We start from the raw sequence: 25960 nt of genomic DNA, 5'->3' as shown, positions 1-25960 counted from the left end.
GCCGACTAATCCGCCGAAATCTCGCAACTGCCCTCGTAGCTCACGTCTTCGACCGACTCGATATCCGGCTCGTCACCACACACCGGACAACCCGGATTCGACCGCATCGGAACCTCCTCGAAGGTCATATCCATCGCGTCGTACATGAGGAGCCGTCCCTCGAGCAGTTTACCCTTGCCGAGGACATACTTGACGACCTCCGTGGCCTGAATGCAGCCGACGGTGCCGGGCAGAACGCCGAGGACGCCCGTCGTCGCGCAGTCGGGGACGGTACCGGGCTCGGGCGCTTCGGGGAAGATACAGCGGTAACAGGGCGAATCAGTGTCGGATTCCGCGCCGCGTTCGTTCGTGAACGTCGTCACCTGTCCTTCGAAGCGGTAGATCGCGCCGTGGGAGAGCGGCGTCCCGGTGAGCACGCAGTGGTCGTTGAGCAGGTATCGCGTCCCGAAGTTGTCGCTGGCGTCGAGGACGACGTCGTAGTCCTCGACCAGTTCTGCGACGTTGTCCGCCGTGATACGGGTCTCGTGTGGCTCGACATCGATGTCGGGGTTGAGCGCCCCGACGTAGTCCGCCGCGCTCTCGACTTTCGGCCGGCCGACGTCGTCATCGCCGTGGACGATCTGTCGCTGCAGGTTCGACCGTTCGACGACGTCGTCGTCGACGATGCCGAGGCGACCGATTCCGGCCGCCGCGAGGTACTGGATCGCCGGCGAGCCGAGTCCGCCCGCGCCGACAACCAGCACCGAACTCTCGAGCAGCCGTTGCTGGCCCTCGGGCCCGATTTCGTCCATGATCACGTGTCTCGAGTAACGATCGAGCTGGGTCGCATCGAGGCGCAGGTCGCTCATGGGTAGCTATTCGGCCGAGACCGAGAAAAATCCGCTGGTCAGCACAGCGACGCTGGAACCGCCCGAGGATCGACAGAAACAGCCACCCGATAGCGGGTATCGATCGGGTCGAGGCAGAAATATGGGGCGACCACACAGTTTAATAGTGTGGGTGGTATTGACACACCTATGGCAACCTCACCCAGTGACGCCGGTGACGACGTCATCGACCAATTCCTCACGGACCGCGGTCACGCTGTAGAACGGGTCGGGTGGGACCAGGAGTATAACAAGAAGCAGTGTCCGGACTGTGGCGGCCTCCACGATACGTCCGCCAGCACCTGCACCGTCTGCGGTTGGGAGCCGACGGTCTGAACGACCGCACCTCGTTTTCACGCTGTACCGAGCGCACTCGAGTCCCACAGCGGACGCAGTCGCTCGGTCCACGGGACCGCGGCCTCGAAAACAGTCTCGTCGACGCCACCGTGGTACCAGTACGCCGGCGATCATCGGCTATCCCGTAGTATTTTCCTCCCCGAACGCACGATAGAATTATAATGTGTGGCTTCCCAACAGTTCAGTGAGAACCACTATGCCGGAATGCCAAAACTGCGACGCGTTCGTCACCGACGCGTACGCTCGCGTGTTCACCCCACGCGGTGTCGAGAACCCGCGGGTCTGTCCCGACTGCCAGGACAAGATACGCGACGGCGCCGAGATACGAACCGCCCGCTCCCCGCGAAACCCCTGAAACGGTTAGATTCGGTCGCTCGCAGTCGAAATCGGTACCTGAATCGGCATTTTTGCCGACGATAATCCACGTGACTTATGGGTATTGCGCCCTTGAACAGCTACAATGGCTACTACGGAGACGAAGGTGACCCGGTTGTTCGGTGGTCCGGGCAGCGGCAAGACGACTGCCCTGCTCGACCACGTCGAAGAGATCCTCGAACAGGACGGTGTGACGTTCCGGGATATCCTCGTCGTCTCGTACACGCGAGCGGCTGCACAGGAGGTTCGCGAACGATTGGCCGAGCGACTCGACGAGAGTCCGCGTGCGCTTCAGGGCAACGTCTGTACGATGCACGCGAAGGCCTACGAGCTGCTCGATCTCTCTCGAAGCGACGTCATCGGTGAGTCCGACAAGGAAGAGTTTTGCGATGAGTTCGGCATCGAATACGAAGACGAGTACAGCGGCGCCGGCCGGCGGACGGCCCGGTCGACCACGATCGGAAACAAGGTTATCGCGACGAGTCAGTGGCTCCAGCGGACCAGCCGTGAGGTCGCCGACTGGTACGACGTCCCCTTCCAGTGGGACGAAGAGGAGGTTCGGCTCCCGCCCGAAATCGATCCGAACGCCCAGGAGGGCAACAAGTACACGCCGACGTGGCCCTCCGACGACGACCGTATCGACGTCCCCGAAGCGATCCGCGGCTGGCGCGCTTACAAGGGCGAAAACGGAAAGATTGGCTTCGCGGACATGCTCGAGCGCGTGAAACAGCGTTCGCTGCTCCCGAGCGTCGACTACCTGGTGATCGACGAGTTTCAGGACATCACGACGCTGCAGTACGACGTCTACGAGGAGTGGAAACCGCACATGAAACAGGTCCTGATCGCCGGCGACGACGATCAGGTCGTCTATTCCTGGCAGGGCGCCGACCCCGCGCTCTTGCTCGACGAGGAGGTCGACGACGACGTGATTCTACCGAACTCCTATCGGCTCCCCTCGAACGTGCTTAACGCGGTCAACAAGGAGATCCGCCATATCGACAAGCGCCAGGACAAGGACCTCAAACCGCGCACGGAGGGCGGATCCGTCGAGGCTCGACGCAACGCCTCCATGCTCGACGTCGTGCGCCTGGTTCGGCGATCCATCGTCGAAGAGGGAACCGTCATGGTGCTCTTCCGAGCGCGCTACCAGATGTTCCAGTTCATCGACGAGTTCATCACCGAGGGGATGCCGTTTACGTCCCTGACCGACCAGCGAATGTGGACCGACCGACTCACCCAGTACGTCCGGGCCATCGAGGCGATCGACGCGGGCGAGGACGTCACCGGCCTGCAGGCCCGACGCCTCGCCGATATGCTCCAGGATTCAGCCTTCGGCACCAACGACCGCGACGCGCTCTTCGACGAGATCGACGAGCGTCAGGAGGAGTCCGGCATCGAGGACCTGGAGGACCTCATGATCCCCGCCGAGGTCATCCAGGATCACGTCCCGTTCATGCCCGGTCCAGCATCCGCTTCGGACATGCTCCGAAAGGTCACCAACTTCCAAAAGAAGAGCGTCAAATCCTACTTCGCCATCGGTGAGTACTCGAAGATGGAGACCGACCGCGTCCGCGTCGGCACCATCCACTCCGCGAAGGGGCGCGAGGCCGACCACGTCATCGTCGGCACCGACCTCACCGAAAAGGTTGTCGAGCAGATGGTCGCGACCGTCGACGACCCGACGGCGATTCCGGGCTGCGAGGAGTTCACCAAGACGACCTCGCCGGTTCCCGTCCTCACCGACAACGAACGCCGCGTCTTCTACGTCGGCATGTCCCGGGCCCGCGAACGACTCGTCTTGCTCGAGAACCTCGTCGACGGCGCGCCGACGCTTCCGATCGACGTCCTGCTCCACAACGAACTCCTCGAGACGCCGCTCGAGGACCTGATCGAGGAGGCCCAGCAGCCGGCGGACGCCGACGGCGAGGAGATCGAAGCCGAAGCGCCGTGACTGACGCGGAGCTACCTGCGGGCGGTTTCGAGAGCGAGACTGTCGACTCACACCTCGAGTCGACGGTTCGCGACGCGCTCGAGCGCCGCGACGCGGATACCTTCGTTCACGTCGGGACCGACGACGATGCAGCCATTCGGTACTGTCTGTCGACCCTCGAGCACGATTTGCGCACCGACTGTGGCACGTCCACGGTCGCCGTCGCGTTCGACGGGGACGAGTGGCTCGTCGAGTCGGGTCGAGACGCGGCCACTCACCCCGCTAACGCGCTCGCGACTCGACTGGCCGAACGGATTAACTCGGGCACGGCCCTCACGCCCGCACGAGTGCCACACGACGCCGCGCTCTACCTCGAGCAGGCGGGCTTCGATCTCGCCTCGACGGACGTCCTCGAGCGCGCTCGAGCGACGAAGACGGACGCCGAGCGCGACCGCATCGCGAACGCACAGGCCGCCGCGAGCGCCGGCGTTAGAGGCGCAGCGTCGCTGCTCGCGGACGCAGCGCTCGAGGACGGCACTCTCGCGGTCGACGGCGATCCGGTGACGCCGACCCGACTCCGAACGACCATCGACGAAGCCATCGTCTCGGCGGGCGCGTTTCCCGCGGGAAACACGGTCGTCAACCCCGATCCGGGGCATACGCCCTCGACTCCGGATGCGGAACACGAGCCCCTTCGAGCGGGCGAACCGATCGTCCTCGAAACGGCTCCCCGCGGCCCCGACGGCTACCACGCCGGACTCGTCCGCACGCTCGTCGTCGACGGCGACGGCGGCAGCGAGCGCCGGGCCCACGTCGGGGCGACGCAGTCGTTTCGCTCCGCGGCCGCGATGGTGACTGCGGGCACGGAGTCGGTCACCGCCGTCGAGGCCGACCTCGAGGCCGAGGTCCGCGCGTTCGGCTTCGGTGAGGGCGACGACATCCGGACGCGGGCGTTCGGCGTCGGTCTCGAACCCTGCGAACGCCCGCTCGAGGGCGGCGATCAGATCGAACCCGGAAGCGTCGTCCGACTCGAGTCGGCCGTCCGCGTCGACGACGGGGCGTGGCTTCGGATCGCCGACCTCCTGGTCAAAGGCGAAGACGGGGACCGAGCGACGTACCTCGAGGCCCCGTCGCGGTCGCTCGAACCGTCGGCGCTGCTCGAGTGAGCGGCCGAAGGCGACGTTGGGACACGTGGAACGGCGTTTCCCGTCGAAGTCGTCCGGGCGCTCGCGCTCGGCTGTCTCGATCGCGGTCCGACCCTGTCAGCCGACTGTCGGCGTCCACGGCGATTTCAATTATGGCGCCGGCGATTTTGCGGACTCGGAGTGCTAGCGCTGACATCGCCATCGAATTCCCCCTATTCGATTGGACCGCCGGAGAGACATACGGCTCCGCTCGCCGGCTTGCAACGGGCAATCGTCGTAAGCAGTGACCGCGCGTGCTATCGGCCTTCCCGTCGGTCTGGCGTTCGAACGGCTCGGCACCAGCCTATCGATGAGTGTAGCGACACGTCCGAGAACGACAGCGGAACGTTCCGGAGCGTCGGTTTGCAACGTGGCTATTCGCGGGACGGTCAGACGCTCCGGGGTCGATCAGGCCGTCGACTCTTCTTCGGCGGCCGCTTCTCGAACAACGACCGTCGAGATCCGCGCGCCGTCGACGGCCGCGACGTCCATCACGTAGCCGTCCACCGCGATCCGATCGCCGACGACGGGCGCCCGTCCCAGGTGATCGAGGACCAACCCGCCGATCGTGCCGAATTCGTCGATCTGGAACGCCGTCTCGAGCGTCTCGTTGACCTCGTCGAGCGGGACGCCGCCGTCGACGATGTACGCTCCGTCGTCGCGTCGGTCGATCGACGGCTCTCGCTCGTCGGCGTCGAACTCGTCGCGGATGTCGCCGACGACCTCCTCGACGATGTCTTCGACCGTCGCGATCCCCTCGAACGCCCCCACTCATCGATCACGGCCGCCATCTGGCACTCGTTCTCCTGAAACACGGCCAGGAGATCGTTGATTTGGCTCGTCTCCGGAACGATGGGGACGTCGCGGGCGAGATCGCTGACCGTGACGTCGTCTTCGTCGCCCTTCGACTCGATCGCTCTGAGCACGTCCTTGACGTCGACGAACCCCACGACGCGGTCGGAGTCATCCGCGTCCACGACCGGATAGCGGGTGTGACCCGCCTCGAGGATTAGCGCCCGCAGGTCTGCGAGGGAGCGGTCCGCGGCCACACTCACGACGTCCGGCCGCGGGACCATGACGTTGCGGACGGGCGTATCGTCGAGTTCGAAGACCCGCTCGACCATCTCGACTTCTTCCGCGTCGACGTGGCCTGCCCTGCCGGCGCGCGAAAGCACCATCAGAATCTCCTCTTCCTCGAGCGTCTCCTCCGTCTCGGACGCGGGCGGAACGCCGACCAGTTTCGTAAAGAAGTTGGCCGTCCCGTTGAAGACGATGATTCCGGGGAGGAACAGGTAGTAGAAGACCTTCATCGGCGGGGAGACGAGGAGCACGATCCGTTCGGCCTGGGCGATGGCGATCGTCTTCGGTGCGAGTTCCCCGAAGACGACGTGGAGGAAGGTGATGAAGCCGAAGCCGAGGGCGAAGGCGATGACGTGGATCAGCCCGGCCGGAACGATCGACTCGAGAACCGGCTCGATGAGGGCTGCAACCGCCGGTTAACCGATCCATCCCAGTCCCAGCGAAGCGACCGTGATCCCCAGTTGCGTGACCGCGAGGTAGTCGTCCAGATTCCCGAGCGCGTCCTGTAGCTGGCCGGCGCCCGGTCGCCCGTCCTCGACGAGGGATTCGACGGCCGTCGATCGGACCCGCACGTAGGCGAACTCCGCGGCGACGAAGAATCCGTTCAGGACGACCAGTATCAACGCGGCCAACAGTCGGGAGACGGAAACCAGAACGTCTACCATCGATCGGCTCCCGACGCTACCGGACCGAGCGATTGATCGTGACGGCCGAACGGCTGCTCGTCATAGTGAACTGATCGGCGGACGGACCGGTCTCTCGAGCGATACCGGCCGATTCCAGCCGAAACAGCAGATCCGATAGTCGTTCTACTGCCACTTCCCTCGAGAAGCGAACCGACGCGCAGACCGTGTCCGTGCGGCGAACGACCGTAGAACATAGTCGCGAATACGGTGCGAACTGACTAAACGATGCGGCCTCCAACCGGGTCACGGATAGGCGCCTTACCAACCACCCCGCGCCGAAGCGTACCGTACGAGCGGGACCCTGTCAGGTTTCGATTGCACCGGGAGTCACGCCGAAGCCGTATCGGAGGCGGCGTTGCAGCCTTCAGGGCGCCTCCGTCTCGTCGGAGTCGTCTTCCGTTACCGATCCGGCGATCCGTTTGGCGACGAGTCCGGGAACGTCGGACGGCAGCGTCACGCGGTGCTGGACGATCACGAGCGTGACGGCGAGGACGATCAAAATCGCCCCGGTCGCCGTCTCCCCGCGAACGAGCAGGAACTCGAGGCCGGCGAGCGCGGCGGGAATCGCGAGGACGAGCGTCCCCGCGAGTTTGATCGTATCGAGAATACCGGTCATTGCGCGGTACTAGCGCGGGTACGGACAAAAGGACGGCGACTGGATTCGCCGGTCGCACTCGACGACCGCGTCTCAGAACTGGAACGAATGACGGGTTCAGAACGTCTTTATCCGTCCGCTGGTACGTCAAGGTATGTTCACGGGAATCGTCGAGGAGACCGGCGAGATCGTCGCACGCGAGCGCACCGAAGACGGCCTGCGGCTTCGGATCGGCGCCGACGAGGTCGCGACGGGACTCGAGCGCGGCCAGAGCATCAGCGTCAGCGGCGTCTGTCTCACCGTCGAACGATTCGAGGAGCGAGCGTGGTTCGAGGTCTTCCTCGCCACCGAGACGGTCGAACGGACCTATCTGGGCGATATCCGGGAGGGCGACGTAGTCAACCTCGAGCGCGCGATGCCGGCCGACGGCCGGTTCGACGGCCACGTCGTGCAGGGCCACGTCGACGCGGTCGCGACGGTGTCGAATATCGAATCCGTCGAAGAGGATTGGTTCTTCGAGTTCGAACTCTCCGACGGGTACGGCCGTTACGTCGTCGAGAAGGGATCGATTACTCTCGATGGAATCAGTCTGACTGTCGCGGATCTGGACGAGGAGACCGGTCGCGTCACCGTCGCCATCATTCCGACGACCTACGACCTCACGACGCTCGCCGACAAGGACGTCGGCGATCCGGTCCACCTCGAGGTCGACGTGCTCGCGAAGTACGTCGAACGGCTGCTCGAGGCGCGCTTCGACTGAGAATCGGTTCTACGCGCCCGGAACGCCGAACGCACTGACGCCGAGTCCGAAGACGCTGTTGAGCACGAAGAGGATCACCAGCGCGGACACCCAGGCTGCGAGCCCGATGAGGGCGGCGTCGAACCAACCGCCGGGATATCGCCAGTTGATGACCCAGATCCAGGCGAGCAGCGCGAACAGCGGCCCGAACAGCGGGATCCAGACCGTCAGCGCCCACGCGATCGCGCCGACGAGTGCGGTCACGACCGCGTAGGAGTAGTTATCGACGTCGGCGACGATCGATGCTCCGGCGTAGATCGCTAATCCACCGACGAGCAGTGCGACGACGAACGCGACGACCGATCCGATGATTGCGACCATCGCGAAATCCTACTATTTCTGCTGGGATATATACTGCGCTCCGGTCCGCGATAACCGCGAGTCGTATCGCGTCCTGCACTCGGCCGACTGCGGGTGACCTATCGCTCCATCTGCTCGCGACCCGTCTCGAGCGATTTCCGACAGCGCTCGAGCAGGTCGGCCTGTCGCTCGAGCAGTTCCGCAACCTGCTCGTTCTCCCGTTCGACGTCGTCGCCGAACTGCTCCTGCAGCGATCGGAGCTCCTCGAGGTGGTCCACGAGCTGCTGGGCGAGGTCCTCGTCCGGGAGCCTCCCGTGGGCCGCCTCGAGTTCGTCGATCGCCTCGCTCAGCGACTGCTGTTCGCCGGAGTCACCGGATTCCACGTCCATCAGCCCGGAAACGGCGTCGAAGTAGCGCTGCGTAGCCGTCTGGGCGTTCTCGACTCCCTGACGCTGGGCGAGCAGCGGCGCCTCAATCGCGGCTCGAGCGGCTCGCTGCTGGGCGGTGAGGCCCTGCTTGACCAGTTCCTGGCCACCCGTCATCGTCGCCCGCTGTGCGGCGAGCATGGCCGCGAGTGGAGCACTCGATCGGGACCGATCTCGATCGCGGCTCTCCGCGTCGGTCGCTGTAGCCGTTTCGTCGTCGTCCACTCGCTCTCGTGCGGCCCGATCTGCGGGCGTATCCGGGTCGATCTCGTCTTCGGAGACTCGCTGTCGAGTGACTTCGTCGGCTGCCGATTCGTCATCGGCGTCTCGACCGGCGAGCGTGTCTGGGTCGATGTCGGCCGTCGGCTGATCGTCCGGTTCCACGGCCGATTCGATATCGACTCTCGGGACGATTTCGCTGGCCGCCTCCTCGCGTTCCTCGATCGCTGCCGTCTCGCCGACAGCGGGGTCCACCGACTCGTCGCTCGCAGCCGATTCCGCCGACTCGAGTTCGGTTTCCGGCCGCGGGTCCGCCTCGCTCGAGGCGTGGTCGTCGACGTCGGGATCGAGTTCCGTCTCCGGCCGCCCGTCCGCACTCGGGCTCGCTCCACCGGAGTCCGACTCCGATACCGACTCGAGATCGGTGCCGGTGTCGAGTTCGTCGGCCAGATTCATCTCGTCGGTTTCGCTCCCTCCGCCAACGGACTCGAGATCGTCGGTATCGTCCAACTCGGCGGCCGCCGCCAGATCGACGCCCGAATCCATCTCCTCGGTCTCGTCCTCTCCGCCAACGGACTCGAGATCGTCGGTATCGTCCAGCTCCGCGGCCGCCGCCAGATCGACGCCCGAATCCATCTCGTCGGCCACGTCATCCGTTTCCGTCGGACCGTCCATCTCGCCGTCGTCTGGTCCATCGGACTCGTCGCTGTCCAGTCCGTCCGAATCGTCGGCGTCTGCGACCGACTCGAGGTCGGTGCCGGCGTCCAGTTCGTCGGTTAGATCGGACTCGTCGGTCGAATCCGTCTCGTCGGTCGAATCAGTCCCTGGGGTTTCGGATTCGGTCTCTGCGGTCTCGATTTGACCGTCGGTATTCGCGTCGTCAGCGTCCACGTCGTCGGCGGTCTCGAAATCTGCGGCCCGTTCCGTGCTTGGACCCCCGTCAGCGCTGTCGGCACCGTCGGTAGCGTCGGTAGCGTCGGTAGCGTCGGTAGCGTCGGCGTCCGAATCCTCGCTCGGTGCCATATCGTCGAGTAACTCCTCCTCGTCGATCGGTTCCGGGGTTTCGCCCGCCGGTTCGTCCTGAACGCCAGCGCGGTCCATCTCGCCGGGCGACTCGGTCGATCGAGTGCCGCTCATCGTGTCCGGCGAGAACCGTTCGTCCGGTTCGGCCGATCCGGTCTCCGGTTCAGCGTCGCCCCAGTCGCCTGCTCCGGCCGACGATTCCGCTTCGGTCCCTCCAGCCGTTTCGTCGAGCGCGTCGCTCGTGTCGTCGCTGCCGTCCTCCCCCGTCATTCCGCTCGTCGGAATCTCCTCGGGATCCTTGAACGCGTCAGTTGGATCTTCCTGATTCGGATCGTCGGACGTCTCCGTTTCCTCGAGTTCGTCCGGCGTCTCGGCTGCCGCTTCTTCGTCGAGGGGAGGCTGATCCATCTTCTCGACCGGGACCGTCCGGTCGGCTTCCGCGGATCGATCGGTCGCGTCGTGGGTCGGCGGGTCGTCGAGTTCCTCCGTCGTATCCCGCTCGGCAGCCGTGTCCTGTTCGCCAACAGGATCCTGCGCTTCGGACTGGCCCGTCTCGCTGTCGATTTCGGTCGATCCGTCCTCGAGGTCCGCCACCGACTCCGACTCGAGTCGGATCGCCTCGCTCGAGATCTCGTCGACCGACTCCTCGTGGATCTCGAGCGTGTCCTCGTGGGTCTCGTTCCAGCCGAGTGCGGCTCTGATCGAGTCGACGAGCCCGGCGCGGGGTTCGACGCGGGCGGTATCCGCTTCGATCTCCGTGACGGTCCCGATCACCTCGCCGTTCGCGTTCTCGACGGATTTCTCGAGATCGTCGTCTGTAAAGGTCGCGCTCATAGCGAACAGTGCGCCACTGCGAGGCAAGCCGGTGGTGCCTGCACCAGCGGGGCCGCGAACGTGCCAAACGGTCGCGTCGGTGAAATCGGCCGTCAGCGGCGCGGTGGCTCGAACTCGGTCAGTTCCGGCTTCGCCGGTGTACCAGTGTCGTCCCTGACCGCGCGGTAGGTCCGACGGTAGCGGGCGATCTTCCGGTAGAGGTAGTAGCCGACGACGAGGTCGAACAAGATGACGTAGCCGACGAACGCGAGTTCGAAGGAGATGGGGTACGAGGCCGCGACGAGTTCGGGGACGATGCCGACCGTGGTGTTGTACGTGGCGTGGACGAACGCGGCGATTAGGAGCCCCTTCGCGACGAGCGGCCCGGCGTGTTCCGGGTTAAACTTCGCGAGCCCGAGGTAGTAGCCCGCGATCGCGGAGTAGATGACGTGACCGGGACCCACGAGCGCCCGAACGGTCGCGATGCCGGTCGCGGCGGTGATCGTCCCGACCTCGGCCGTCGCGACCGTGCTGGCGATGTAGATGGCGTTCTCGATCGCGGCGAATCCGAGTCCGGCGATCGCGCCGTACACCGCGCCGTCGATGACCGCGTCGAACGTGTCGCTGCGGTAGGCGAAGACGCGAACCGCGAGGAGTTTTACCGCCTCCTCGACGGGCCCGACGATCAGGTAGAAAAAGAGGACCGTACCGATCAAGGGGATCGACTGCAGTGGCGGTCCGATCGCGGAGTTCACGACCGCCGCGAACGTTGCGAAGAGCACGGCGAGGAGGAACGTGGCGACTACCAGACCCAACGGTTCATTCGTCGTGATGTCCGTGTACCAGATAAAGGCCGCGAGCAACGCCGCCGGAACCACCGAGAGCCCGAAGAAGAGCGCGAGCGACGGCTCTTCGAGGACGAGCACCGCCGGCTGGACGAGCAAGAGGAGGGTGATCCCCAGCGCGACGGCGAGTACGATCGTCTGTAACCCGTAGTTGACCGCGTTGTAGAGTACGTACGCGAGGCGATCGACGACCGTTCGCGGTTCCCACGTCGAGACCTCCTGAAGGTCTCGCGACTGCTCGTCGGCCCGTTCGACCAAGTCTCGTCGCTGATCCATGCATGCCACTACAACGTCACCTCCGGTAAGCGTTCGGCGGGGAAACGAACCTAGTATGATATTCACTCTCAAGACCCATATAAGGATCGCGCTTATCAGTGTCCACTTGTGATACTCGATCGACAACCATGTTCAACTCGAGCCGAGGGATCCTCTACACCGCGCCGCCGGGACCGGACGAGACCGACGAGAATCGATCTGAGGCCGACGCCACAGCCACAAACGCTAGCACGGACACCGAAGACGCCGTGCTGTCCGCCGAGAGCACCGAGAGTCTCGCGGCCGACGACTGAGCCGACTACCGAACTCGGGCGACGCGTTCTACTATCGGAGCCGAACTCCTGCCGAGCCATCGCTCCGGCGCGGACTCGGAATCCACAAAGGCTTCCCCACCCAACCGACGGCCATGCACTTCGATCAGCGAACGCAGCAGGCGCTCCGGGACGTCGGCCTCGAGACCAACGACCTCCGGGCCGCCTCGGAAGCGGTCGTCGAAGCGGTCGAAACCGACGCGGCGGCGCTCGAGGAGTTCTTCGACGCCCACGATACCGTCTACTCGGATATGGATATGGCCCACTCGGCGTCGAACTACCCCGAGCACGCGGTCGACTACCTCGATCTCACGACGCACGCGAACGAGATGCGGGGCTGGCTCCGATTCGACACGTGGGGCGTCTCCGTCGAGGACGGCCGAGTGCTGCCGGACGAAACGATCGAACTGACGCTGGGTCCGACGATCAACGCTCGAGTGCGGTTCGCACCCGACCGCGAGACGCTAGAGTGATCGCCGTGTCTGCACGCGAGGAATCTTTCGACACACCGCACGGAGGGGCGAATCGATGACGACCGCTCGAGTCCGCGGCATCTACACGACGGCGATCACGCGACTGCTCGGCGAGAACGGGGTCAAGGTCGTACAGGCTTCCGAGCCGATTCGAGAGCGATTCGACGACTCGTTCGACACCGCGCCGGCAGACGTGAGGATCGAAACGACGCGCGACAGGCAGGGCGTGGAGATATCGGGCGAATCCGACGCCGCTGACGCGGTCGCGAACGAACTCGAGGGGCTCGCAATCGACGCCTTCCGCTGGGCGGACGCCGTCTCGCGCGGCGCGGTCTTCGACTGCGAAGTGATCGACGCCGGGGGCGGAGGCGGCGCGACGGTCGACCTTGGAAACGGCCGACGCGGCTACCTCCACTACGACGACGTCGACGGCTACGTCGATGCGGGGGACCGCTATCGCGTGCAGGTCCGCGAGCCCACGCCCCCGTGGAGCGACGACGATCCGCGGGTCGTTCCGACACTCGAAGTAAGGGGCGGACTCTGTACGCTCTCGCGGGATCGGACCGGCGTTTCTGCGGCACTCCGGGGTGAGCGAGCCGACGAACTCGTCGGGATGACCGACCTGCTCTCGGTCGACGTGCCCGACGGCTGGGGCCTGCGCTGGCAGCACGCGGCCGCCGACGCCGACCTCGAGGCGATGAGAACCGCGCTCGAGCGGGCGATCGAACGGGTGCAGGCGCTCGAGGACGCGCTCGCGGAGACGCCCGAAGAGCCGGGCGAGCCCGGGGAACTCGCTACACCGCGGACGACGACGTGGTGCTGGTTCGGCCGCGAAACGCGCTTCGCGCTGGACGCGGTCCGCCGCGAGGTCGAGACGACGATGCCGGGCCACCATCGGACTAAAGCCGCCGACCGGGCCGCGAGCGCGGCGGTCGACTTCGCGGAAGCCGTCTGTGGCTCCGCGGGTTCGGAGACGGATCTCGCCGACGGCGAGTTTCCCTTCGCCGCCGTCGCCGAACAGTTCGGTCCGGTGTCGGGCAATCGGATCGGAATCGGGCACGGCAAGCCCGACGGCCGACTCATCTCGCTGGGTCGCGGCAAGGTGACCGACTGGAACGGGGACGGCTCGGTGACCCTCGAGCGCTCGATGCGCGGCGGCGGGACGTACGACGCGCTCGGCGTCCCTAAGGAGGACGGCGACGTCGCCGTCACGAAGCTTAGAGAGGGCCGGTGGTGGTATCCGACGACGTATAGAGACGAGCAGGGTACCGCGAAGGGAACCTACGTCAACGTCTGTACGCCGGTCGAACTCTTCCCCGACGCGGCGCGGTACGTCGACCTCTACATCGACGTCGTCCGGACGCCCGACGGAACGGTCGAAATCGTCGACGCGGACGAACTCGAGGCCGCGGTGGCCGACGGCCACGTTTCGGACGAACTTGCCGAGAAAGCGAGGGGCGTCGCGGAGGCCGTCGAGCGCGCGCTCTCGAAGTAACGGAGAACTGGCAGGCGAAAGACAGAGCGACCTCAGTCCGAGACCGTCGCGACGTCGTTGGTGAGCGTCACGTTCGGCAGCAGGTGGACGTAGTCGTCGAGATCGAGGGCGAACTCCCGGGCAGTCGTCGGTTGGACCCAATGCAGGTCGAACTCGGCCCCGTGTTCCTCGCCGCCGTCGGTCACCGTATGGGTCCACCGGTCTCGAGGTTCGTGAACCGTCGAGTGAAAGAAGTGACGGACGTAGCGCTTCGGCGGCGACTCGCGGCGCGTCCAGACGTCGGTCGTCAGATGGCTCGTCGAACTCAGCGTCCCGAGACCGCTCTCCTCGATAACCTCCCGAAACAGCGCCTCGCGCGGCGACTCACCGGGCTCGAGCGTTCCCTTCGGAATCTGTAACCCGTCGTGGCCTGGTCCGTCGAAGACCAGCAATTCGCCCGTCTGGCGCGTGATGTACGCACACGCTTTCTGGACGTACGTAACGTTATTCATGACGTAGAAATACACACCGACGCCATATAAAAATCCACTCCCAAAAGGTGTTAAATGGGACTAAGGATCTTTTCGCCCCGGTTCGATCTGCTCGCGATTCCGTCTGGACACTCCGTGCGGAGTCAAACGCGTCGGGAGTCACGTTCCGAAGTGGACGTCGGCCACCGACCGACCGCAGATCGGACACCCGCTCGACAGCGTCGCGTCGCGCATCGGGCCGGTCACTGGAATCGATCGCCGGCAGTCCGGACAGGTGAACTCGTAGGTTTGGGTGGACATGGGTCTCGTTCCTGTGACAGAGTACCCTCTCGGTCGGGATAGGGCAGGTACCCAGATATAGAGGGGAGTATATAGCGGCCCGAAACGAGCGCCGCTCGAGATTTCACGGCCCCGATCCGCCGAACGTATGAATGCAGTACGTGAGCAAGGAACACGGTTAAGCACGGCTGGCAGCTACCTCCGCCGATGACGACGTTAAACGAGGAGATGGCAACCGTTCGGTCCGAGGTCGAAGACGTCCGCGACCAGCTTAGAGAGGAGGTGCCGACGCTCTTCGAGTTCGACGTGACGGTGGGTAACATCTCCTACAACACGAACAGCGACAGCGTCTCCGTGACCGTCGAACCGAGCTCTCGAGCGCGCGAACAGATCTCGGAGCAACTCGGCGGCGTGAACGTGAAGACGAGCGGACAGCTCGAGTTCGAGTTCAGAGTCACGAAGAGCGAGACGGAGTAGGGCGTCTACCGGTCGGTCCTCTCGACAGTCGGGTGGGCTCGAGGACCAGCGGCGTACGGCGCCGAGTTCGTCGGCTCGCTCCTGACTCGTTAGCCGCGTCGCGGGTTAGTTCGAGTCCTTCTTCGCTTCTTTCTTCTTCTGTTCTTTCTTCGTGGGTTCGTCCGGTTCTTCGGGATCTTCCGGGTCTTCTGGTTCTTCGGGGTCTTCCGGTTCTTCGGGATCTTCCGGGTCTTCTGGTTCTTCGGGGTCTTCCGGTTCTTCGGGATCTTCCGGGTCTTCTGGTTCTTCGGGGTCTTCCGGGTCTTCCGGGTCTTCTGGTTCTTCAGGATCTTCCGGGTCTTCCGGGTCTTCGGGATCCTCCGGGTCTTCCGGGTCTTCGGGATCCTCCGGTTCTTCGGGGTCTTCAGGGTCCTCCGGGTCCTCCGGTTCTTCGGGGTCTTCGGGATCCTCCGGTTCTTCAGGGTCCTCCGGATCTTCCGGGTCTTCCGGGTCTTCGGGGTCTTCGACGCAATAGCCTTCACTGATCGTCAGAAGAGCGTTATTGCCACCCCCGTTGAATTCGACGTGCGCGCTCGAGACGGTTCCGCCATCCTCTCTGAAAACGTCGAAGTGGACGGCACCTTGTCCTCCCCCGGGGAAGTATCCGTCCGCCGTTTCGCTGCTCCCGTCCCCGAATTCGACTGTGAGCACCGCACCGGCTTCGATCGCAGTCGGGCCGCCCCGCGTGAGTACCCACTTCCAGTATCCTCGTTCCCCGGGACAGTCCTGCGTCGCGTGCTCGCTCCCCTGTCCGTCCCACTGGAGCGTTCGATCGTGATTTTCACCGTCGGCGGGTTCGGCGTTCGAGCTGTTCGTCTCCGATTCGGTACTGTACCTGCCGAGGCAGCCGCTGAGACCGACGATAGCCAGTCCGCTACCCCCCAGGAACGCACGTCTATTGGTCGAATCGACCATACGCGATCGACAGCCCGTCCAGATATAGTTATCAGTATCCAGAACAGTATCACGAATTGGACGGAAATATCAAAAAATTATTTCCTCAAATAATCAGCGGCTAGACGGCTTTACGAGGCGTCTAACGGCGGACTAGAGGAACAGTACTGAGAAATGAGCCGGCCTAATAGAATAGTTGAAATATGCTTACCTTTCTTCCGTGGATTCCTTAGTCGGCCGCGAGCTTGTCCAGACCCGCCGACTCGATGTCGTCGCCGCCGACCGACGAGCGCAGCGAGTCCATCCCGTCGTCGCGGTCGATGTCGAAGTCGTTCTCGTACAACTCCTCGACGCGAGCCAGCTCCTCGTCGGAGAGCTTCGGCACGTCGCTCGCGGCCGCCCACTCGTCGATATCGCCTTTCGTGCGGAACGTCGGCGTGACGGACGCGACTGATTCGTGGGAGAGGAGCCACGCGATGGAGGCCTGGCCCATCGTCCGTTTACCGTCGCTCCCACTGGTCGCTCCCTGCCGTCCGCTCGCTTCGCTTGCGGAGACGCCGTCTCGTTCCAGAAACCGCAACGTCTCGAGTTTCTCCCAGCCGGTCTCGTACCACGCGTCGGGTCGGAAGCCGCGGTGGTCGCCCTCCCCGAGTTCGGTTTCGGGCGTCACCTGCTCGTTGAGAATGCCCGAGGAGTGGGGGACGCGGGGGATCAGGCTGGTCGACGAGCCCGTCCGCTCGATCGTCTCGAGGAAGTGGTTTCCCACCTCCTGTTCGAGGACGTTCCAGACGAGTTGCAGGGAGTCGAACTCCTCCTCGATGGCGAGGTCGCCCTCCGCGAGCCAGCCGATGGAGGGGCCGAGCGCGAGCCCGCGGGCGCGAATCTTCCCCTCCTCCTCGAGTTCGTCGAGCAACTCGAGCACGTCGGGGGTGATCTCCTCGACGTCGGCGTTGTGAAGCTGAAGCACGTCGATCTGCTCGACGTCGAGTCGCTCGAGGCTCTGTTCGACGGCGTCCCGGAGGTAGTCGGGGTCCATCTCCTTGGGCAACTCGCCGTGGCCGGCCTGGGGATTGTTATAGAAGTCGTAGCCGATCTTGGTGGCGAGCGTCACGTCCTCACGGACGTCCGCAATCGCCTCGCCGATGAGCTCCTCGCTGCGGCCGTGGCCGTAGACGTCACCCGTGTCGATGTACGTCACTCCCTGATCGATAGCGTACCGGACCATCTCGAGGGCGTCGTCTTCCGAGCGGTCGCCCCACCAGTCGGTGCCGACGACCCACGCGCCGAAGCCGACTTCGCTGACCTCGACGCCGGAGTCGCCGAGTTCCTGATAGTGCATGTTCGGCTCTTGGAATCGAGGGGACTTATTGCGTGCGGAACGCGTCCCAGAGCGGGACGGGAACGTGTTCGGTCCGGCAGAACAGGTTCGGTATCAGTCGCCGCCGACCGCACGTGTTCGGTCCCGGTTCCGGCACCCGGGGAGACGGCGTCCGCTCGATCCGCGAGGCGAACGACTCATGGGCGGTCGCTGTCGAGACGTTGTATGGACGATCAGTCTCGGCGACTCGTGTCCCCCGCCCTCTTGCTGGCGGTTGCCACCGTCGCCATCGCGAGCGTCGCCGCTCTCGGCGCTCTCACGCTCTTCGAGTTCGATCTCCCGACGTCGCTGACCCTGAGTCCCCGCTACGTTACCGTCGGAACGGTCGTCGCCGGCACGCTGCTCGTGGTCGGTGCCATTGCGCTGCCCGCATACGTGCTCTCCGGCTGGCAGTCGACCCGGGAGGCGGGCCGAGAGCGGAGCCCATAGTCGGAGTATAGTAGCCACTGGAACTATTTACACACCGATCGCATAGCCGTCGCGCGATCGGGTGTGCACTGACTTCCAGTGTTACTATAGCGAACCGTTCGCGAGGCTCGAGCCTCGCGAACGATCGCGCGTCGTCTCGAGAAGCCGGCGTCCCGTCGGAGCCGTACGGGTTATCGGTCGTCGTCTTCGTCAGTTTCGTCGTCCTCGTCGCTTGCATCGGCCTCCGACTCGTCGCTCGTCGAGTCGGCGTCCTCGTTCGGGTCGACTTTCATGTCCGAGGCGTCCTCCTCGGGCGTCTCCTCGGGTTCGATCGCGTCGGTCTGGGATGGCTGTGCTTGCTCGGGATCGGGACCGGTCGCTTCGGCCACTTCTTCGGCCATCGCCGTATCGGAGACGTCGACCTCGACCGGCTCGTTATCGTCGTCGGTACTGCGGCGGGGATCCTCCTCGTCACCGCCGTGGTCGGGTTTCGTTCGCGGCTCGTCCTGCTCCGCGTCGTCGGTGAACTCGATCCGCGAGCCCGTCTCGACTTCCTCGCCGAGCTGTGCCGACTCGTCGATGGTACCCTCGGCGTCGATCTGTGACTCTCGCCCGGAGTCGGTGCGCTCGGCGGCGGCGCTGGCCTCGTCCGACGTCTCCTTCCCGTCGGTCCCCTCCTCGATCTCGACCGTGCTCGGTTCGAACGCGGGTGACTCGCTCGAGCGCCGGTTTCGGAGGCCGTAGCTCAGCAGCCCGGCACCGACGACCCCCTTGGGAATCGCGCGGAACTGCCCCCGTTTGAGCGAACGGAGGGCAGATAGGAGCAACGCGCCGCCGCCGAGCAACGGCAGCAACACCCGCTTCGGGTTGTCGACGATCGACGTGGCCGTCTCGACCGATTTTTCGACGTCGTACGCCTCGAGTTTCTCCGTCGGAATGTTCGCCGCCAGATCGGAGTCGTGTTCCTCAGACATGAGTTGGTCCGTCGCGCACGCTGCGCTCGGTGGGAGTACTCCGTCCGGACGGTTGAAGGTTGGACCGGCACCTGAACCCTCGTTGAAAACGGGTGGGGACGCGTTCGGGACGGAGGCAACCGTTACCACTCGAAGCGCTTCGGATCGCGCGCCGCGAGCGCGGTCCGGACCGCGGCGACGTTCTCCGATACGTCGTGAACGCGAACGATATCTGCGCCGCGGTCGGCCGCGAGGGCGCTCGCCGCGACCGTCGCCGGACCGCGGTCGCCGGCCGCCGAGCCGACGTGATCGAACATCGACTTGTGGGAGTGGCCGAACAGGACCGGACAGCCGAGCGCGCGGAACTCGTCGAGGCGACCGAGGATCTCGAAGCTCTCGCGGGCGGACTTGGCGAATCCGATGCCGGGGTCAACGACGATATCGTCGCGATCGATTCCGGCCTTCTCGGCGAGCAGCACGCGCTCGGAGAGCTGATCGATTACGTCCTCGACGACGTCGTCGTACTCGATGTTTCGATCCGGAACCACCGGCGCGTCGACGCTGTGCATCACCACGAGCCCCGCGTCGTGGTCGGCCACGACGAAGCGCATCTCGGGATCTTCGAGCCCCGAGACGTCGTTGACGATGTCGGCGCCGGCCTCGAGCGCCGGCTCCGCGACGGCGGCCTTGCGCGTGTCGACGGAGATCCGGACGTCGAGCTCTGCGATCCGTTCGATCACGGGGACGACGCGATCAATCTCCTCCGCGACCGACACGGGATCGGCACCGGGTCGGGTCGACTCGCCGCCGACATCGATCACGTCGACGCCGGCCTCGATCATCGCCTCGGCTTGGGCGAGAGCGTCCTCGAGCGCGTCGTACTCCCCGCCGTCGTGGAAGCTGTCCGGCGTGACGTTCAGAATGCCCATCACGGCGGTGCGGTCGTGCCAGGGATAGTGGTCGTCGCTGCGTGCGCCAGTCGAACCCGGTTCGCGTGCGTCCGGGTCCGCCGAGACCGAACCGATCGGATCCGCACCGCTCGAAGCCGCCTCGTTCGCGGCCGTAGTCGCCGCGTCGAGTTCGAGCGTCTCTCGGATCTCTCGAGCAACATCCGCTAGCCCGCTCGGCCCGCCGTCCGTATCCGACTCGAGGATCGCGACGAGCGCCTCGAATTGCCTGACGGTTCCCATCAGAACCGCCTCGACCGCCTCGGCGTGCTGCTGGAGCCCGGAGAGGGCACACTCGCCGCCGAGGCGGACCAGTTCGGTTTTCAACGCGGTCGCCTGGCGGGTGTCGACCGTCAGCTTGACGACGCGGTGGACGGCGTCGACCTGTGACCGGTCGTTCTCGGTTTCAGGGACGTTCGCCCTCGCGAGCGCGTCGCTGGCGTCCGCGAGGTTCCGAATCCGCTTTGGCACGCCGGCAGCGGTCCAGCGCGAGCGGGCCTCCGCGACGGCGAACAGCGACCCGGTCACGAGCACGCAGTCGTCGCTTCCGGCGTCGGCGAGTGCGGTCTCGAGGGCGTCCTGAACGCTCTCGCTCGTCCGGATGTCGTCGACACCGGCATCGGAAAACACCCTCGCGAGGACGTCCCGATCCTCGGCCCGATCGAGCGACGGCTCGGCTACGAGCGCCGAATCCGGCGTCGGCAGCGTCGCGGCCATCTCGCGGTGATCTTTGTCGTGCATCGCGCCGAAGACGAGGTGGAGGTCGTCGTAAGCGTACGTCGAGAGGGTCTCCGCGAGTTGCTCGCAGGCGCCGGGGTTGTGCGCGCCGTCCAGAATCACCAGCGGCGCCGTGTCGATCACCTCGAACCGCCCCGGCCAGTGGGCGCTTCGCAGCCCCCGCGCGAGGTCGTCGTCCGAGACGTCGGTCACCTGTCGCGCGAGGGCGGCGGCGATACCGGCGTTTTCGGCCTGATGCGTGCCGAGAAGGGGAATATTAGTCTCGAGATGCCACTCGTCGTGCTCGATGGCGATGGCGGCTTCGGTGTGGTTCGCCCGCCCCTCGTACTCGACGGTGACATCGGGGTCAGCTTCGCCGTCCCGTGCAGCAGACGCGCTACCCACGGTCACCACGTCTCCGGCAACCTCCCGAATCGCCTCGAGCGCGTCCCCGGTGACGCCGGTCACCAGCGGCGCGTCGGCCGGGGCGACGTGTGCCTTGTCGCGGGCGATCTCTGCTTCGGTCTCGCCCAGAATGCCCGTGTGCTCGAGCGTGACGCTCGTCACGGCGCTCGCGATCGGATCGACGACGCTCGTGGCGTCGTACTTCCCGCCGATACCGACCTCGAGGACGGCCACGTCGACGTCCTCGCGGCCGAAGTGCCAGACCGCCATCGCGGTCATCGTCTCGAAGAACGTCGGCGACTCGCCGTCGGCCCCGCGCTCGGTGACGTACCCGCGGGCGGCCTCGACGTAGTCACGGACCGCCGACCGGGGGATCTTGCGGCCGTCGACGCGGACGCGTTCGCGCAGGTCCTCGAGGTGTGGCGAGGTGTAGAGGCCGACCGAGAGCCCGGCCTCGCGGAGACTTCGTTCGACCATCCGCGCCGTACTCCCTTTTCCGTTGGAGCCGGCGATCTGGACGAACTCGACGCCTTCGTGAGGGTTCTCGAGGTGGGCGAGCAGCCGCGCCGTCGACTCCGTCCCGGGTTTCGGGCGGAACCGCCGCAGATCGAATAAAAAGTCCGCCGCCTCGTAATACTCCATACCCGAACCACAGAGTCCGCGCGCTTAGGAATGTCGAACTCGCCGCTGGCGGCACGGCCTGTCCGCGTCCCCGACCCATCGTCGACGGACAATCGCGTTTCCGTCCGGCCAAACAATGTAACTACTTACGACCGTACAGCGGACGTGGCGCCGTGGCTAAGAAAATATCGGTTAACTCGGATTCCGTCGCGACGGACCAGTTGCCTCCAACCCCGGAGGGGTACGCCGAGCCGTACGAATTTCGGTACCCGATGATAGCGCTCCTGATCGGATCTGGACTGTTGGGTCTCCTCTCGTCTGTCGCCGTTGTAGCTCTGTTGTCGCTGCTTCACGGGCCGGAACTGTTCACGTTCTACGAAGTGACGGTCGAGGGATCGGCGACGACGTGGACGATGGATCTGACCGCGATCGCCGTTCCGTTCCTCGTGGCACTGGTTGTGACGACCGTCGTTCACGAACTGATTCACGGCGTCGTCTTCCGACTGTACGGCCACACGGCAGTGTACGGCGCGGTTCCGGCGATGGGAGCGTTCTACGCCGCAGTCTTCGGTGAATTTCAACGCCGGAACGACCTACTCCGCGTCGCCCTCGCGCCGCTCGTCGTCATAACGGCAGCGTGCGTTCCGTTGCTCGCCGTTCCGATACCGATTATCGCGATCACGGCGGGATTCGTGCTGATAGTAAACACCGCAGGCGCCGTTGGAGATATCTACGCCGTCTTCCGGTTCCGACGGATGCCCAGTGAGACGCTCCTGTACGACGTGAATATCCGTCACTCGTACGTCTACGAACCGCTCTAACGGTGAGCTATCGCCGCCGCGCGATCGACAGCGACAGTGCGGACGCTCGCCGATTCACAGCGCACACGTTACTTCATCGGCGGCTCGGCCGAACGGTCCGGCTCCTCGTCACTGTGTTCCTGCGTGACCTCGAGGAACGCCTCCTCGAGGCTCCGCGCTTCGCCGGTCTCGGCGCGGGACTTCAGCGTCTCGGGCTCGCCCTGGGCGACCAGTTTGCCGTCGTGAAGCACGCCGATTTCGTCGGCCAGTTCGTCGACGACGGGGAGGATGTGCGTCGAGAGGAAGATGGTCATCTCCCGATCAGCGAGGTCGGCGATGGTCTCGCGCATGGTCCGGGCCGCGCGCGGGTCTAATCCGCTCGTGGGCTCGTCGAGGAAAGCGACGGCGGGTTCGTGGAGAACGGCCTGGATGACGCCGACCTTCTGGCGCATCCCCTTTGAGTAGCCCTCGATCCGTCTATCGGCGTCCGCGAGCAGGTCGAACCGCTCGAGCAGCGACTCGATGCGCTCGGTGGCGTCGGCGTCGGGCAGATCCCGGAGGCCGGCGGCGTACTCGAGCTGTTCGCGACCCGTCAGCTCGTCGTAGATCGGCGGCTCCTCGGGCAGGTAGCCGATGTGGGGCGTGACGGCCTCGCGATTGGTGATGGGGTGGCCGGCAACCCGGGCCGTCCCCGAGGTCGGTTTCGTCAGCGTCGTTAGCATCCGCATCGTCGTCGTCTTCCCCGCGCCGTTAGGCCCGAGAAAGCCGTAGACCGTCCCCGGATCGACGGTCATCGTCAGCCCGGCGACGGCGGTCGTCTCGCCGTACCGTTTCGTGAGGGCCTCGGTTTCGATCGCGGGGGCGTCGGGGGGGCTCATACGTCTCGTTTCGTCGCATTCGATGTAAATGTGTGACATATTCGACGGCGCTCGAGGCGCAGGCGAGGTCCCACCGCTCGTCGAACGGTATCGGCTCGCGAATGACAGGATCCAAATGATTTACTGGATGGATGACGCGTTATCGAGTATGGGTCCCGAACTGCCGTGTGCCTCCCTGCCGATGTGCAGTCGCCACCGCTGCGGTGGTGTTCGTTGATGTCGCGCGTTCCCCTCCTCGTCGCTACGACGGAGTTCCGACGAACGGTTCGAGCGGTGTCGAACGAGCGCTCGAAGCTGTTCATGATGGGGCTGCTCGCGACGGTCATGTTCGGCTCGATCGTCGTCGCCGGCGGCTACCTGCTGCCGATGCTCGGTGAGCAGTTCGCAGAGGGAATTACTCAGTCCCAAGCCACGATGGCGACCGAACTCGTCACGGGCGGCGTCGCCGTCGCCTGGCTGTTCTTGGTCTTCATGGCGGGGATTCGGGCGTTTACGTCGGCCGCGACCGTCGATAAACCGGCCTTCCTGCTCACCTCGACGCCGCTCCGGAACGTCGTTGTCGGCATCGTCGGTGCCGAGATGCTCCTATTTGGGAGTTGGCTCCTTCCGCCGGCGATCGTCCTCTCGGCCGCGTTCGCCTCCGGAGCGGGGACGATACTCCCCGTTCTGCTCGTGCCGCTCGTCGTCGTTCTCGCCCTCTGTACCGCCGTTCCCGTCGGTTTCGTGGTCGGCGTCTGGATCCGCCATCTGGTCACCGTCTACGAACCGATCGCTCGCTACCGAATGGTGATCTTCATCGCGTTCTGGGTGCTCTACTTCGGCGCCATCGCCACGGGCCGGTTCAATCTGGTCATCGACCAACTGTTCTACGCGCTCCAGGACAGCCCCCTCGGCTGGCCCGGCCATCTCCTGTTGCTCGGCGTCCCGAACGTCGCCGCCTCGAGTACCATCGCCTTCGGAGCACTGCTCGGCGCAGCGGGGCTCAGCGCGGTCGCCGTCGCCGTCGGCATCTCCTCCGCGCGACGGCACTGGTTCGCCGATCCCGCGCGGTTCGAGGAGGGAGAAGAGCCGGTTACGGATTCGACGGACCGACTCTCGGGACTGCTCTCGTACGGGCTCTCGCGCCCAGTGCGAACGGTGGCGACGACCGCGATCCGCCGAACGAAACGGGCCCCGATCCGGCTGGTCTACGTCGGCTATCCGTTACTGGGATCGATCGCGTTCGTCCAGGAGATCGCCCGAACCGGAGCCGTGCCGACCCATGTCGCCGTGATCCTCTCGCTGTACGTCGTCTGGGCCGCCGGCGCGCTGTTCACGCTCAACCCGCTCGGTGACCTCGGCCGCGCGCTACCCGCCGTCGTCGCCTCGCCCCTCGCGGGCCGGCAGGCGATCACGGGGCTGGTCGTCGCCAGCGCGCTCGTTGCCGGCCCGGTCGCCTTGCTCGTCTCGCTCACTCTCGGCCTGCTCAGTCCCCTCTCGCTCGAGCACACCGCCGCTCTGGTCGTCGCCACCACCGTCGGCGCGGTCGCGGCGCCGGCCCTCGCGACCGGTGTCGGCGCCGCCTTCCCCCGATACGGCAGCGTCAAGGTGACGAACAACCGCGAGGCGGTGATGCCGAGCAAGACCGCCTTCATCGTCTACTCGGCCGTGATCATCCTGACAGCGATCGCCGCCGCCGTCCTCTACGTCGACGCGCCCGGCCTGATCGCCGACCTGCTCACGGCGGTGACGGCGTGGACGCCCGGCCCCGAACTGGCGGTCTCCGCTCGAGGCATTACGATCTCCGCGTGGACCGTCCTCGTCGTCGGCCTCCTCGCACCCCCCGTCTCGTCTCTGTTCGCCATCGAGGAGTTCGACCGGTACACGCTCGAGTGAGCGTCGAGCAGGAGACCCCTGTCCGATGGAGGTTCCAGCCGTTCGTGACAGTATTTTAAGCCGGTCGACGACCTATTCTCCTCGTTCCTCGTGGAATAGTGAAAGAGAATGTCAGCCACAGAAGTCGGTAGTGAACTCTCGCGTCGAACCGTGCTCAAAGCGGCGGGTGTACTCGGTCTCGGCGGCGTCGGTATCGCGGGTCGAACACGCGCACAGGAATCGGCCATCCCGACGGAGCCGACGCTGTACCAGATCCGTATGGTCGGAGAGACGTCGTTCGAGGCGTTCGACCGGGACGGGCAGTTTTTCGTCACCCCGCCCGTCGGAGAGACCTCAGCCGGGCCGAGAGACGTCGCCCTTATCTCCGGAAATCCGCAGGGAGCACCGGAGAGCGGGGCGGTCGCGTTCTACACCAACACAGCGCTTCGAACCGCATTGAACACCGGGGGCGACCCGACGCTCAACGATGCGGCGGTACCGATCGGCTCCGTGCAGACGGACGACGCGTCGGGGCTGCTCCGAGCCGAACACATCGCCGATCTAGGCGTCGACCTCCCGCCGGGCGTCTCCGCTGGGTTGCAGGTCAACATCTTCACGCCTCGAGGCGGAATCGTCGCGCCGCTCTACGAAATTGGAAGCGGCGTCGTCGACGTACAGTTCCACGGCGGCACTCAGATCGAGGGGGTGATGGAGGTCGTCGGCACGTCGCTGGGCGGCGCCGCCGATCAGGGATCGATAGTCGCCCAGTTCGCCGGGACCGCATGATC

Annotated in this window: 25 protein-coding genes and 1 pseudogene; 13 read left to right on the top strand and 13 right to left on the bottom strand. The window is 65.3% G+C overall.

Going from position 1 to position 25960, the window contains the following annotated elements; genetic code table 11:
* Positions 1 to 5: 5 nt before the first annotated feature.
* Positions 6 to 848, bottom strand: coding sequence for an SAMP-activating enzyme E1 (gene ubaA, locus ACSFC5_RS01935; RefSeq protein ID WP_440763584.1), 843 nt, complete (start codon positions 846 to 848; stop codon positions 6 to 8).
* A gap of 168 nt (positions 849 to 1016) precedes the next feature.
* On the opposite strand from ubaA, the gene ACSFC5_RS01930 reads away from it, so the two are divergent.
* From ACSFC5_RS01930 to ACSFC5_RS01915, 4 genes are all read left to right on the top strand, one after another.
* On the top strand, positions 1017 to 1202 hold the full coding sequence (locus ACSFC5_RS01930; protein ID WP_440763583.1) for an HVO_0416 family zinc finger protein: 186 nt from the start codon (positions 1017 to 1019) through the stop codon (positions 1200 to 1202).
* A gap of 217 nt (positions 1203 to 1419) precedes the next feature.
* A complete protein-coding gene (locus ACSFC5_RS01925) occupies positions 1420 to 1578 on the top strand; it encodes a DUF7563 family protein (protein WP_436345784.1) in 159 nt (52 codons plus the stop codon).
* 105 nt (positions 1579 to 1683) lie between these two features.
* Positions 1684 to 3549: a UvrD-helicase domain-containing protein gene (locus ACSFC5_RS01920; RefSeq protein ID WP_440763582.1), complete on the top strand. Its 1866-nt coding sequence runs from the start codon at positions 1684 to 1686 to the stop codon at positions 3547 to 3549.
* Positions 3546 to 4694: a M24 family metallopeptidase gene (locus tag ACSFC5_RS01915; protein WP_440763581.1), complete on the top strand. Its 1149-nt coding sequence runs from the start codon at positions 3546 to 3548 to the stop codon at positions 4692 to 4694. The genes ACSFC5_RS01920 and ACSFC5_RS01915 overlap by 4 nt, the downstream gene beginning before the upstream one ends.
* A 426-nt stretch (positions 4695 to 5120) precedes the next feature.
* Here the strand turns inward: ACSFC5_RS01915 and ACSFC5_RS01910 are convergent.
* A pseudogene (locus ACSFC5_RS01910) lies at positions 5121 to 6457 on the bottom strand (hemolysin family protein).
* Positions 6458 to 6842: 385 nt separating this feature from the next.
* The gene (locus tag ACSFC5_RS01905) at positions 6843 to 7094 is read right to left on the bottom strand and encodes a DUF7533 family protein (RefSeq protein WP_440763580.1); all 252 of its coding nucleotides are present in this window, start codon (positions 7092 to 7094) and stop codon (positions 6843 to 6845) included.
* A 133-nt stretch (positions 7095 to 7227) separates the two neighbouring features.
* On the opposite strand from ACSFC5_RS01905, the gene ACSFC5_RS01900 reads away from it, so the two are divergent.
* The gene (locus tag ACSFC5_RS01900; protein ID WP_440763579.1) at positions 7228 to 7833 is read left to right on the top strand and encodes a riboflavin synthase; all 606 of its coding nucleotides are present in this window, start codon (positions 7228 to 7230) and stop codon (positions 7831 to 7833) included.
* A 9-nt stretch (positions 7834 to 7842) separates the two neighbouring features.
* Here the strand turns inward: ACSFC5_RS01900 and ACSFC5_RS01895 are convergent, their stop codons facing one another.
* From ACSFC5_RS01895 to ACSFC5_RS01885, 3 genes are all read right to left on the bottom strand, one after another.
* Positions 7843 to 8193 (bottom strand): hypothetical protein, encoded by a 351-nt coding sequence (locus ACSFC5_RS01895; protein WP_440763578.1) that lies wholly within the window; start codon positions 8191 to 8193, stop codon positions 7843 to 7845.
* Positions 8194 to 8291: 98 nt separating this feature from the next.
* Positions 8292 to 10673: a DUF8593 domain-containing protein gene (locus tag ACSFC5_RS01890; protein ID WP_440763577.1), complete on the bottom strand. Its 2382-nt coding sequence runs from the start codon at positions 10671 to 10673 to the stop codon at positions 8292 to 8294.
* A gap of 92 nt (positions 10674 to 10765) precedes the next feature.
* Positions 10766 to 11773 (bottom strand): PrsW family intramembrane metalloprotease, encoded by a 1008-nt coding sequence (locus ACSFC5_RS01885; protein ID WP_440763576.1) that lies wholly within the window; start codon positions 11771 to 11773, stop codon positions 10766 to 10768.
* 128 nt (positions 11774 to 11901) lie between these two features.
* On the opposite strand from ACSFC5_RS01885, the gene ACSFC5_RS01880 reads away from it, so the two are divergent.
* The 3 genes from ACSFC5_RS01880 to ACSFC5_RS01870 all read left to right on the top strand — a co-directional run bounded on the left by ACSFC5_RS01880 (position 11902) and on the right by ACSFC5_RS01870 (position 14052).
* A complete protein-coding gene (locus ACSFC5_RS01880) occupies positions 11902 to 12066 on the top strand; it encodes a hypothetical protein (protein WP_440763575.1) in 165 nt (54 codons plus the stop codon).
* A 113-nt stretch (positions 12067 to 12179) separates the two neighbouring features.
* Positions 12180 to 12557, top strand: coding sequence for a DUF7532 family protein (locus tag ACSFC5_RS01875; RefSeq protein WP_440763574.1), 378 nt, complete (start codon positions 12180 to 12182; stop codon positions 12555 to 12557).
* A 55-nt stretch (positions 12558 to 12612) separates the two neighbouring features.
* Complete coding sequence (locus ACSFC5_RS01870) at positions 12613 to 14052, top strand: ribonuclease FAU-1 family protein (protein ID WP_440763573.1); 1440 nt, start codon at positions 12613 to 12615, stop codon at positions 14050 to 14052.
* Between the two features lie 32 nt (positions 14053 to 14084).
* On the opposite strand, the gene ACSFC5_RS01865 is transcribed toward ACSFC5_RS01870, so the two are convergent.
* On the bottom strand, positions 14085 to 14543 hold the full coding sequence (locus tag ACSFC5_RS01865; protein WP_440763572.1) for an NUDIX hydrolase: 459 nt from the start codon (positions 14541 to 14543) through the stop codon (positions 14085 to 14087).
* Between the two features lie 138 nt (positions 14544 to 14681).
* Entirely contained in the window at positions 14682 to 14822 is a 141-nt protein-coding gene (locus ACSFC5_RS01860) for a DUF7560 family zinc ribbon protein (RefSeq protein WP_440763571.1), read from the bottom strand.
* Positions 14823 to 15008: 186 nt separating this feature from the next.
* Here ACSFC5_RS01860 and ACSFC5_RS01855 point away from each other — a divergent pair, with 186 nt between their 5' ends.
* Positions 15009 to 15278, top strand: coding sequence for a hypothetical protein (locus tag ACSFC5_RS01855; RefSeq protein WP_440763570.1), 270 nt, complete (start codon positions 15009 to 15011; stop codon positions 15276 to 15278).
* A 105-nt stretch (positions 15279 to 15383) separates the two neighbouring features.
* Here ACSFC5_RS01855 and ACSFC5_RS01850 read toward each other — a convergent pair whose 3' ends face one another.
* The gene (locus ACSFC5_RS01850; RefSeq protein ID WP_440763569.1) at positions 15384 to 16232 is read right to left on the bottom strand and encodes a DNA primase; all 849 of its coding nucleotides are present in this window, start codon (positions 16230 to 16232) and stop codon (positions 15384 to 15386) included.
* A gap of 208 nt (positions 16233 to 16440) precedes the next feature.
* Positions 16441 to 17550, bottom strand: a complete 1110-nt coding sequence (locus ACSFC5_RS01845; protein WP_440763568.1) for an aldo/keto reductase — start codon at positions 17548 to 17550, stop codon at positions 16441 to 16443.
* A gap of 204 nt (positions 17551 to 17754) precedes the next feature.
* Here ACSFC5_RS01845 and ACSFC5_RS01840 point away from each other — a divergent pair, with 204 nt between their 5' ends.
* Entirely contained in the window at positions 17755 to 18018 is a 264-nt protein-coding gene (locus tag ACSFC5_RS01840; protein WP_440763567.1) for a hypothetical protein, read from the top strand.
* A 170-nt stretch (positions 18019 to 18188) separates the two neighbouring features.
* On the opposite strand, the gene ACSFC5_RS01835 is transcribed toward ACSFC5_RS01840, so the two are convergent.
* On the bottom strand, positions 18189 to 18971 hold the full coding sequence (locus tag ACSFC5_RS01835) for a hypothetical protein (RefSeq protein ID WP_440763566.1): 783 nt from the start codon (positions 18969 to 18971) through the stop codon (positions 18189 to 18191).
* Positions 18972 to 19093: 122 nt separating this feature from the next.
* Positions 19094 to 21661 (bottom strand): dihydropteroate synthase, encoded by a 2568-nt coding sequence (gene folP / locus ACSFC5_RS01830; RefSeq protein ID WP_440763565.1) that lies wholly within the window; start codon positions 21659 to 21661, stop codon positions 19094 to 19096.
* Between the two features lie 200 nt (positions 21662 to 21861).
* Here folP and ACSFC5_RS01825 point away from each other — a divergent pair, with 200 nt between their 5' ends.
* The gene (locus ACSFC5_RS01825; RefSeq protein WP_245724120.1) at positions 21862 to 22461 is read left to right on the top strand and encodes a DUF3267 domain-containing protein; all 600 of its coding nucleotides are present in this window, start codon (positions 21862 to 21864) and stop codon (positions 22459 to 22461) included.
* A 68-nt stretch (positions 22462 to 22529) separates the two neighbouring features.
* Here ACSFC5_RS01825 and ACSFC5_RS01820 read toward each other — a convergent pair whose 3' ends face one another.
* The gene (locus tag ACSFC5_RS01820) at positions 22530 to 23318 is read right to left on the bottom strand and encodes an ABC transporter ATP-binding protein (RefSeq protein WP_440763564.1); all 789 of its coding nucleotides are present in this window, start codon (positions 23316 to 23318) and stop codon (positions 22530 to 22532) included.
* Between the two features lie 216 nt (positions 23319 to 23534).
* On the opposite strand from ACSFC5_RS01820, the gene ACSFC5_RS01815 reads away from it, so the two are divergent.
* Positions 23535 to 25193 carry a hypothetical protein gene (locus ACSFC5_RS01815; RefSeq protein WP_440763563.1) on the top strand — a complete coding sequence of 553 codons (1659 nt, stop codon included), beginning with the start codon at positions 23535 to 23537 and terminating at the stop codon, positions 25191 to 25193.
* Between the two features lie 108 nt (positions 25194 to 25301).
* Positions 25302 to 25958, top strand: coding sequence for a hypothetical protein (locus ACSFC5_RS01810; protein WP_440763562.1), 657 nt, complete (start codon positions 25302 to 25304; stop codon positions 25956 to 25958).
* Positions 25959 to 25960 lie beyond the last annotated feature (2 nt).

The sequence above is a fragment of the Natronorubrum marinum genome (genome assembly GCF_052040125.1).
Classification (GTDB): domain Archaea; phylum Halobacteriota; class Halobacteria; order Halobacteriales; family Natrialbaceae; genus Natronorubrum.
This window is presented reverse-complemented; position numbering and strand designations above follow the sequence as displayed.

Excerpts from the sequence above, each read along its gene's own strand:
- ACSFC5_RS01920 (WP_440763582.1), top strand. The coding sequence starts at position 1,684 with ATGGCTACTACGGAGACGAAGGTGACCCGGTTGTTCGGTGGTCCGGGC.
- folP (WP_440763565.1), bottom strand. The coding sequence starts at position 21,661 with ATGGAGTATTACGAGGCGGCGGACTTTTTATTCGATCTGCGGCGGTTC.
- ACSFC5_RS01930 (WP_440763583.1), top strand. The coding sequence starts at position 1,017 with ATGGCAACCTCACCCAGTGACGCCGGTGACGACGTCATCGACCAATTC.
- ACSFC5_RS01810 (WP_440763562.1), top strand. The coding sequence starts at position 25,302 with ATGTCAGCCACAGAAGTCGGTAGTGAACTCTCGCGTCGAACCGTGCTC.
- ACSFC5_RS01840 (WP_440763567.1), top strand. The coding sequence starts at position 17,755 with ATGGACGATCAGTCTCGGCGACTCGTGTCCCCCGCCCTCTTGCTGGCG.
- ACSFC5_RS01865 (WP_440763572.1), bottom strand. The coding sequence starts at position 14,543 with ATGAATAACGTTACGTACGTCCAGAAAGCGTGTGCGTACATCACGCGC.
- ACSFC5_RS01815 (WP_440763563.1), top strand. The coding sequence starts at position 23,535 with ATGTCGCGCGTTCCCCTCCTCGTCGCTACGACGGAGTTCCGACGAACG.
- ubaA (WP_440763584.1), bottom strand. The coding sequence starts at position 848 with ATGAGCGACCTGCGCCTCGATGCGACCCAGCTCGATCGTTACTCGAGA.
- ACSFC5_RS01905 (WP_440763580.1), bottom strand. The coding sequence starts at position 7,094 with ATGACCGGTATTCTCGATACGATCAAACTCGCGGGGACGCTCGTCCTC.
- ACSFC5_RS01820 (WP_440763564.1), bottom strand. The coding sequence starts at position 23,318 with ATGAGCCCCCCCGACGCCCCCGCGATCGAAACCGAGGCCCTCACGAAA.
- ACSFC5_RS01855 (WP_440763570.1), top strand. The coding sequence starts at position 15,009 with ATGACGACGTTAAACGAGGAGATGGCAACCGTTCGGTCCGAGGTCGAA.
- ACSFC5_RS01925 (WP_436345784.1), top strand. The coding sequence starts at position 1,420 with ATGCCGGAATGCCAAAACTGCGACGCGTTCGTCACCGACGCGTACGCT.
- ACSFC5_RS01890 (WP_440763577.1), bottom strand. The coding sequence starts at position 10,673 with ATGAGCGCGACCTTTACAGACGACGATCTCGAGAAATCCGTCGAGAAC.
- ACSFC5_RS01850 (WP_440763569.1), bottom strand. The coding sequence starts at position 16,232 with ATGGTCGATTCGACCAATAGACGTGCGTTCCTGGGGGGTAGCGGACTG.
- ACSFC5_RS01875 (WP_440763574.1), top strand. The coding sequence starts at position 12,180 with ATGCACTTCGATCAGCGAACGCAGCAGGCGCTCCGGGACGTCGGCCTC.
- ACSFC5_RS01880 (WP_440763575.1), top strand. The coding sequence starts at position 11,902 with ATGTTCAACTCGAGCCGAGGGATCCTCTACACCGCGCCGCCGGGACCG.
- ACSFC5_RS01900 (WP_440763579.1), top strand. The coding sequence starts at position 7,228 with ATGTTCACGGGAATCGTCGAGGAGACCGGCGAGATCGTCGCACGCGAG.
- ACSFC5_RS01895 (WP_440763578.1), bottom strand. The coding sequence starts at position 8,193 with ATGGTCGCAATCATCGGATCGGTCGTCGCGTTCGTCGTCGCACTGCTC.
- ACSFC5_RS01870 (WP_440763573.1), top strand. The coding sequence starts at position 12,613 with ATGACGACCGCTCGAGTCCGCGGCATCTACACGACGGCGATCACGCGA.
- ACSFC5_RS01835 (WP_440763566.1), bottom strand. The coding sequence starts at position 18,971 with ATGTCTGAGGAACACGACTCCGATCTGGCGGCGAACATTCCGACGGAG.
- ACSFC5_RS01845 (WP_440763568.1), bottom strand. The coding sequence starts at position 17,550 with ATGCACTATCAGGAACTCGGCGACTCCGGCGTCGAGGTCAGCGAAGTC.
- ACSFC5_RS01885 (WP_440763576.1), bottom strand. The coding sequence starts at position 11,773 with ATGGATCAGCGACGAGACTTGGTCGAACGGGCCGACGAGCAGTCGCGA.
- ACSFC5_RS01860 (WP_440763571.1), bottom strand. The coding sequence starts at position 14,822 with ATGTCCACCCAAACCTACGAGTTCACCTGTCCGGACTGCCGGCGATCG.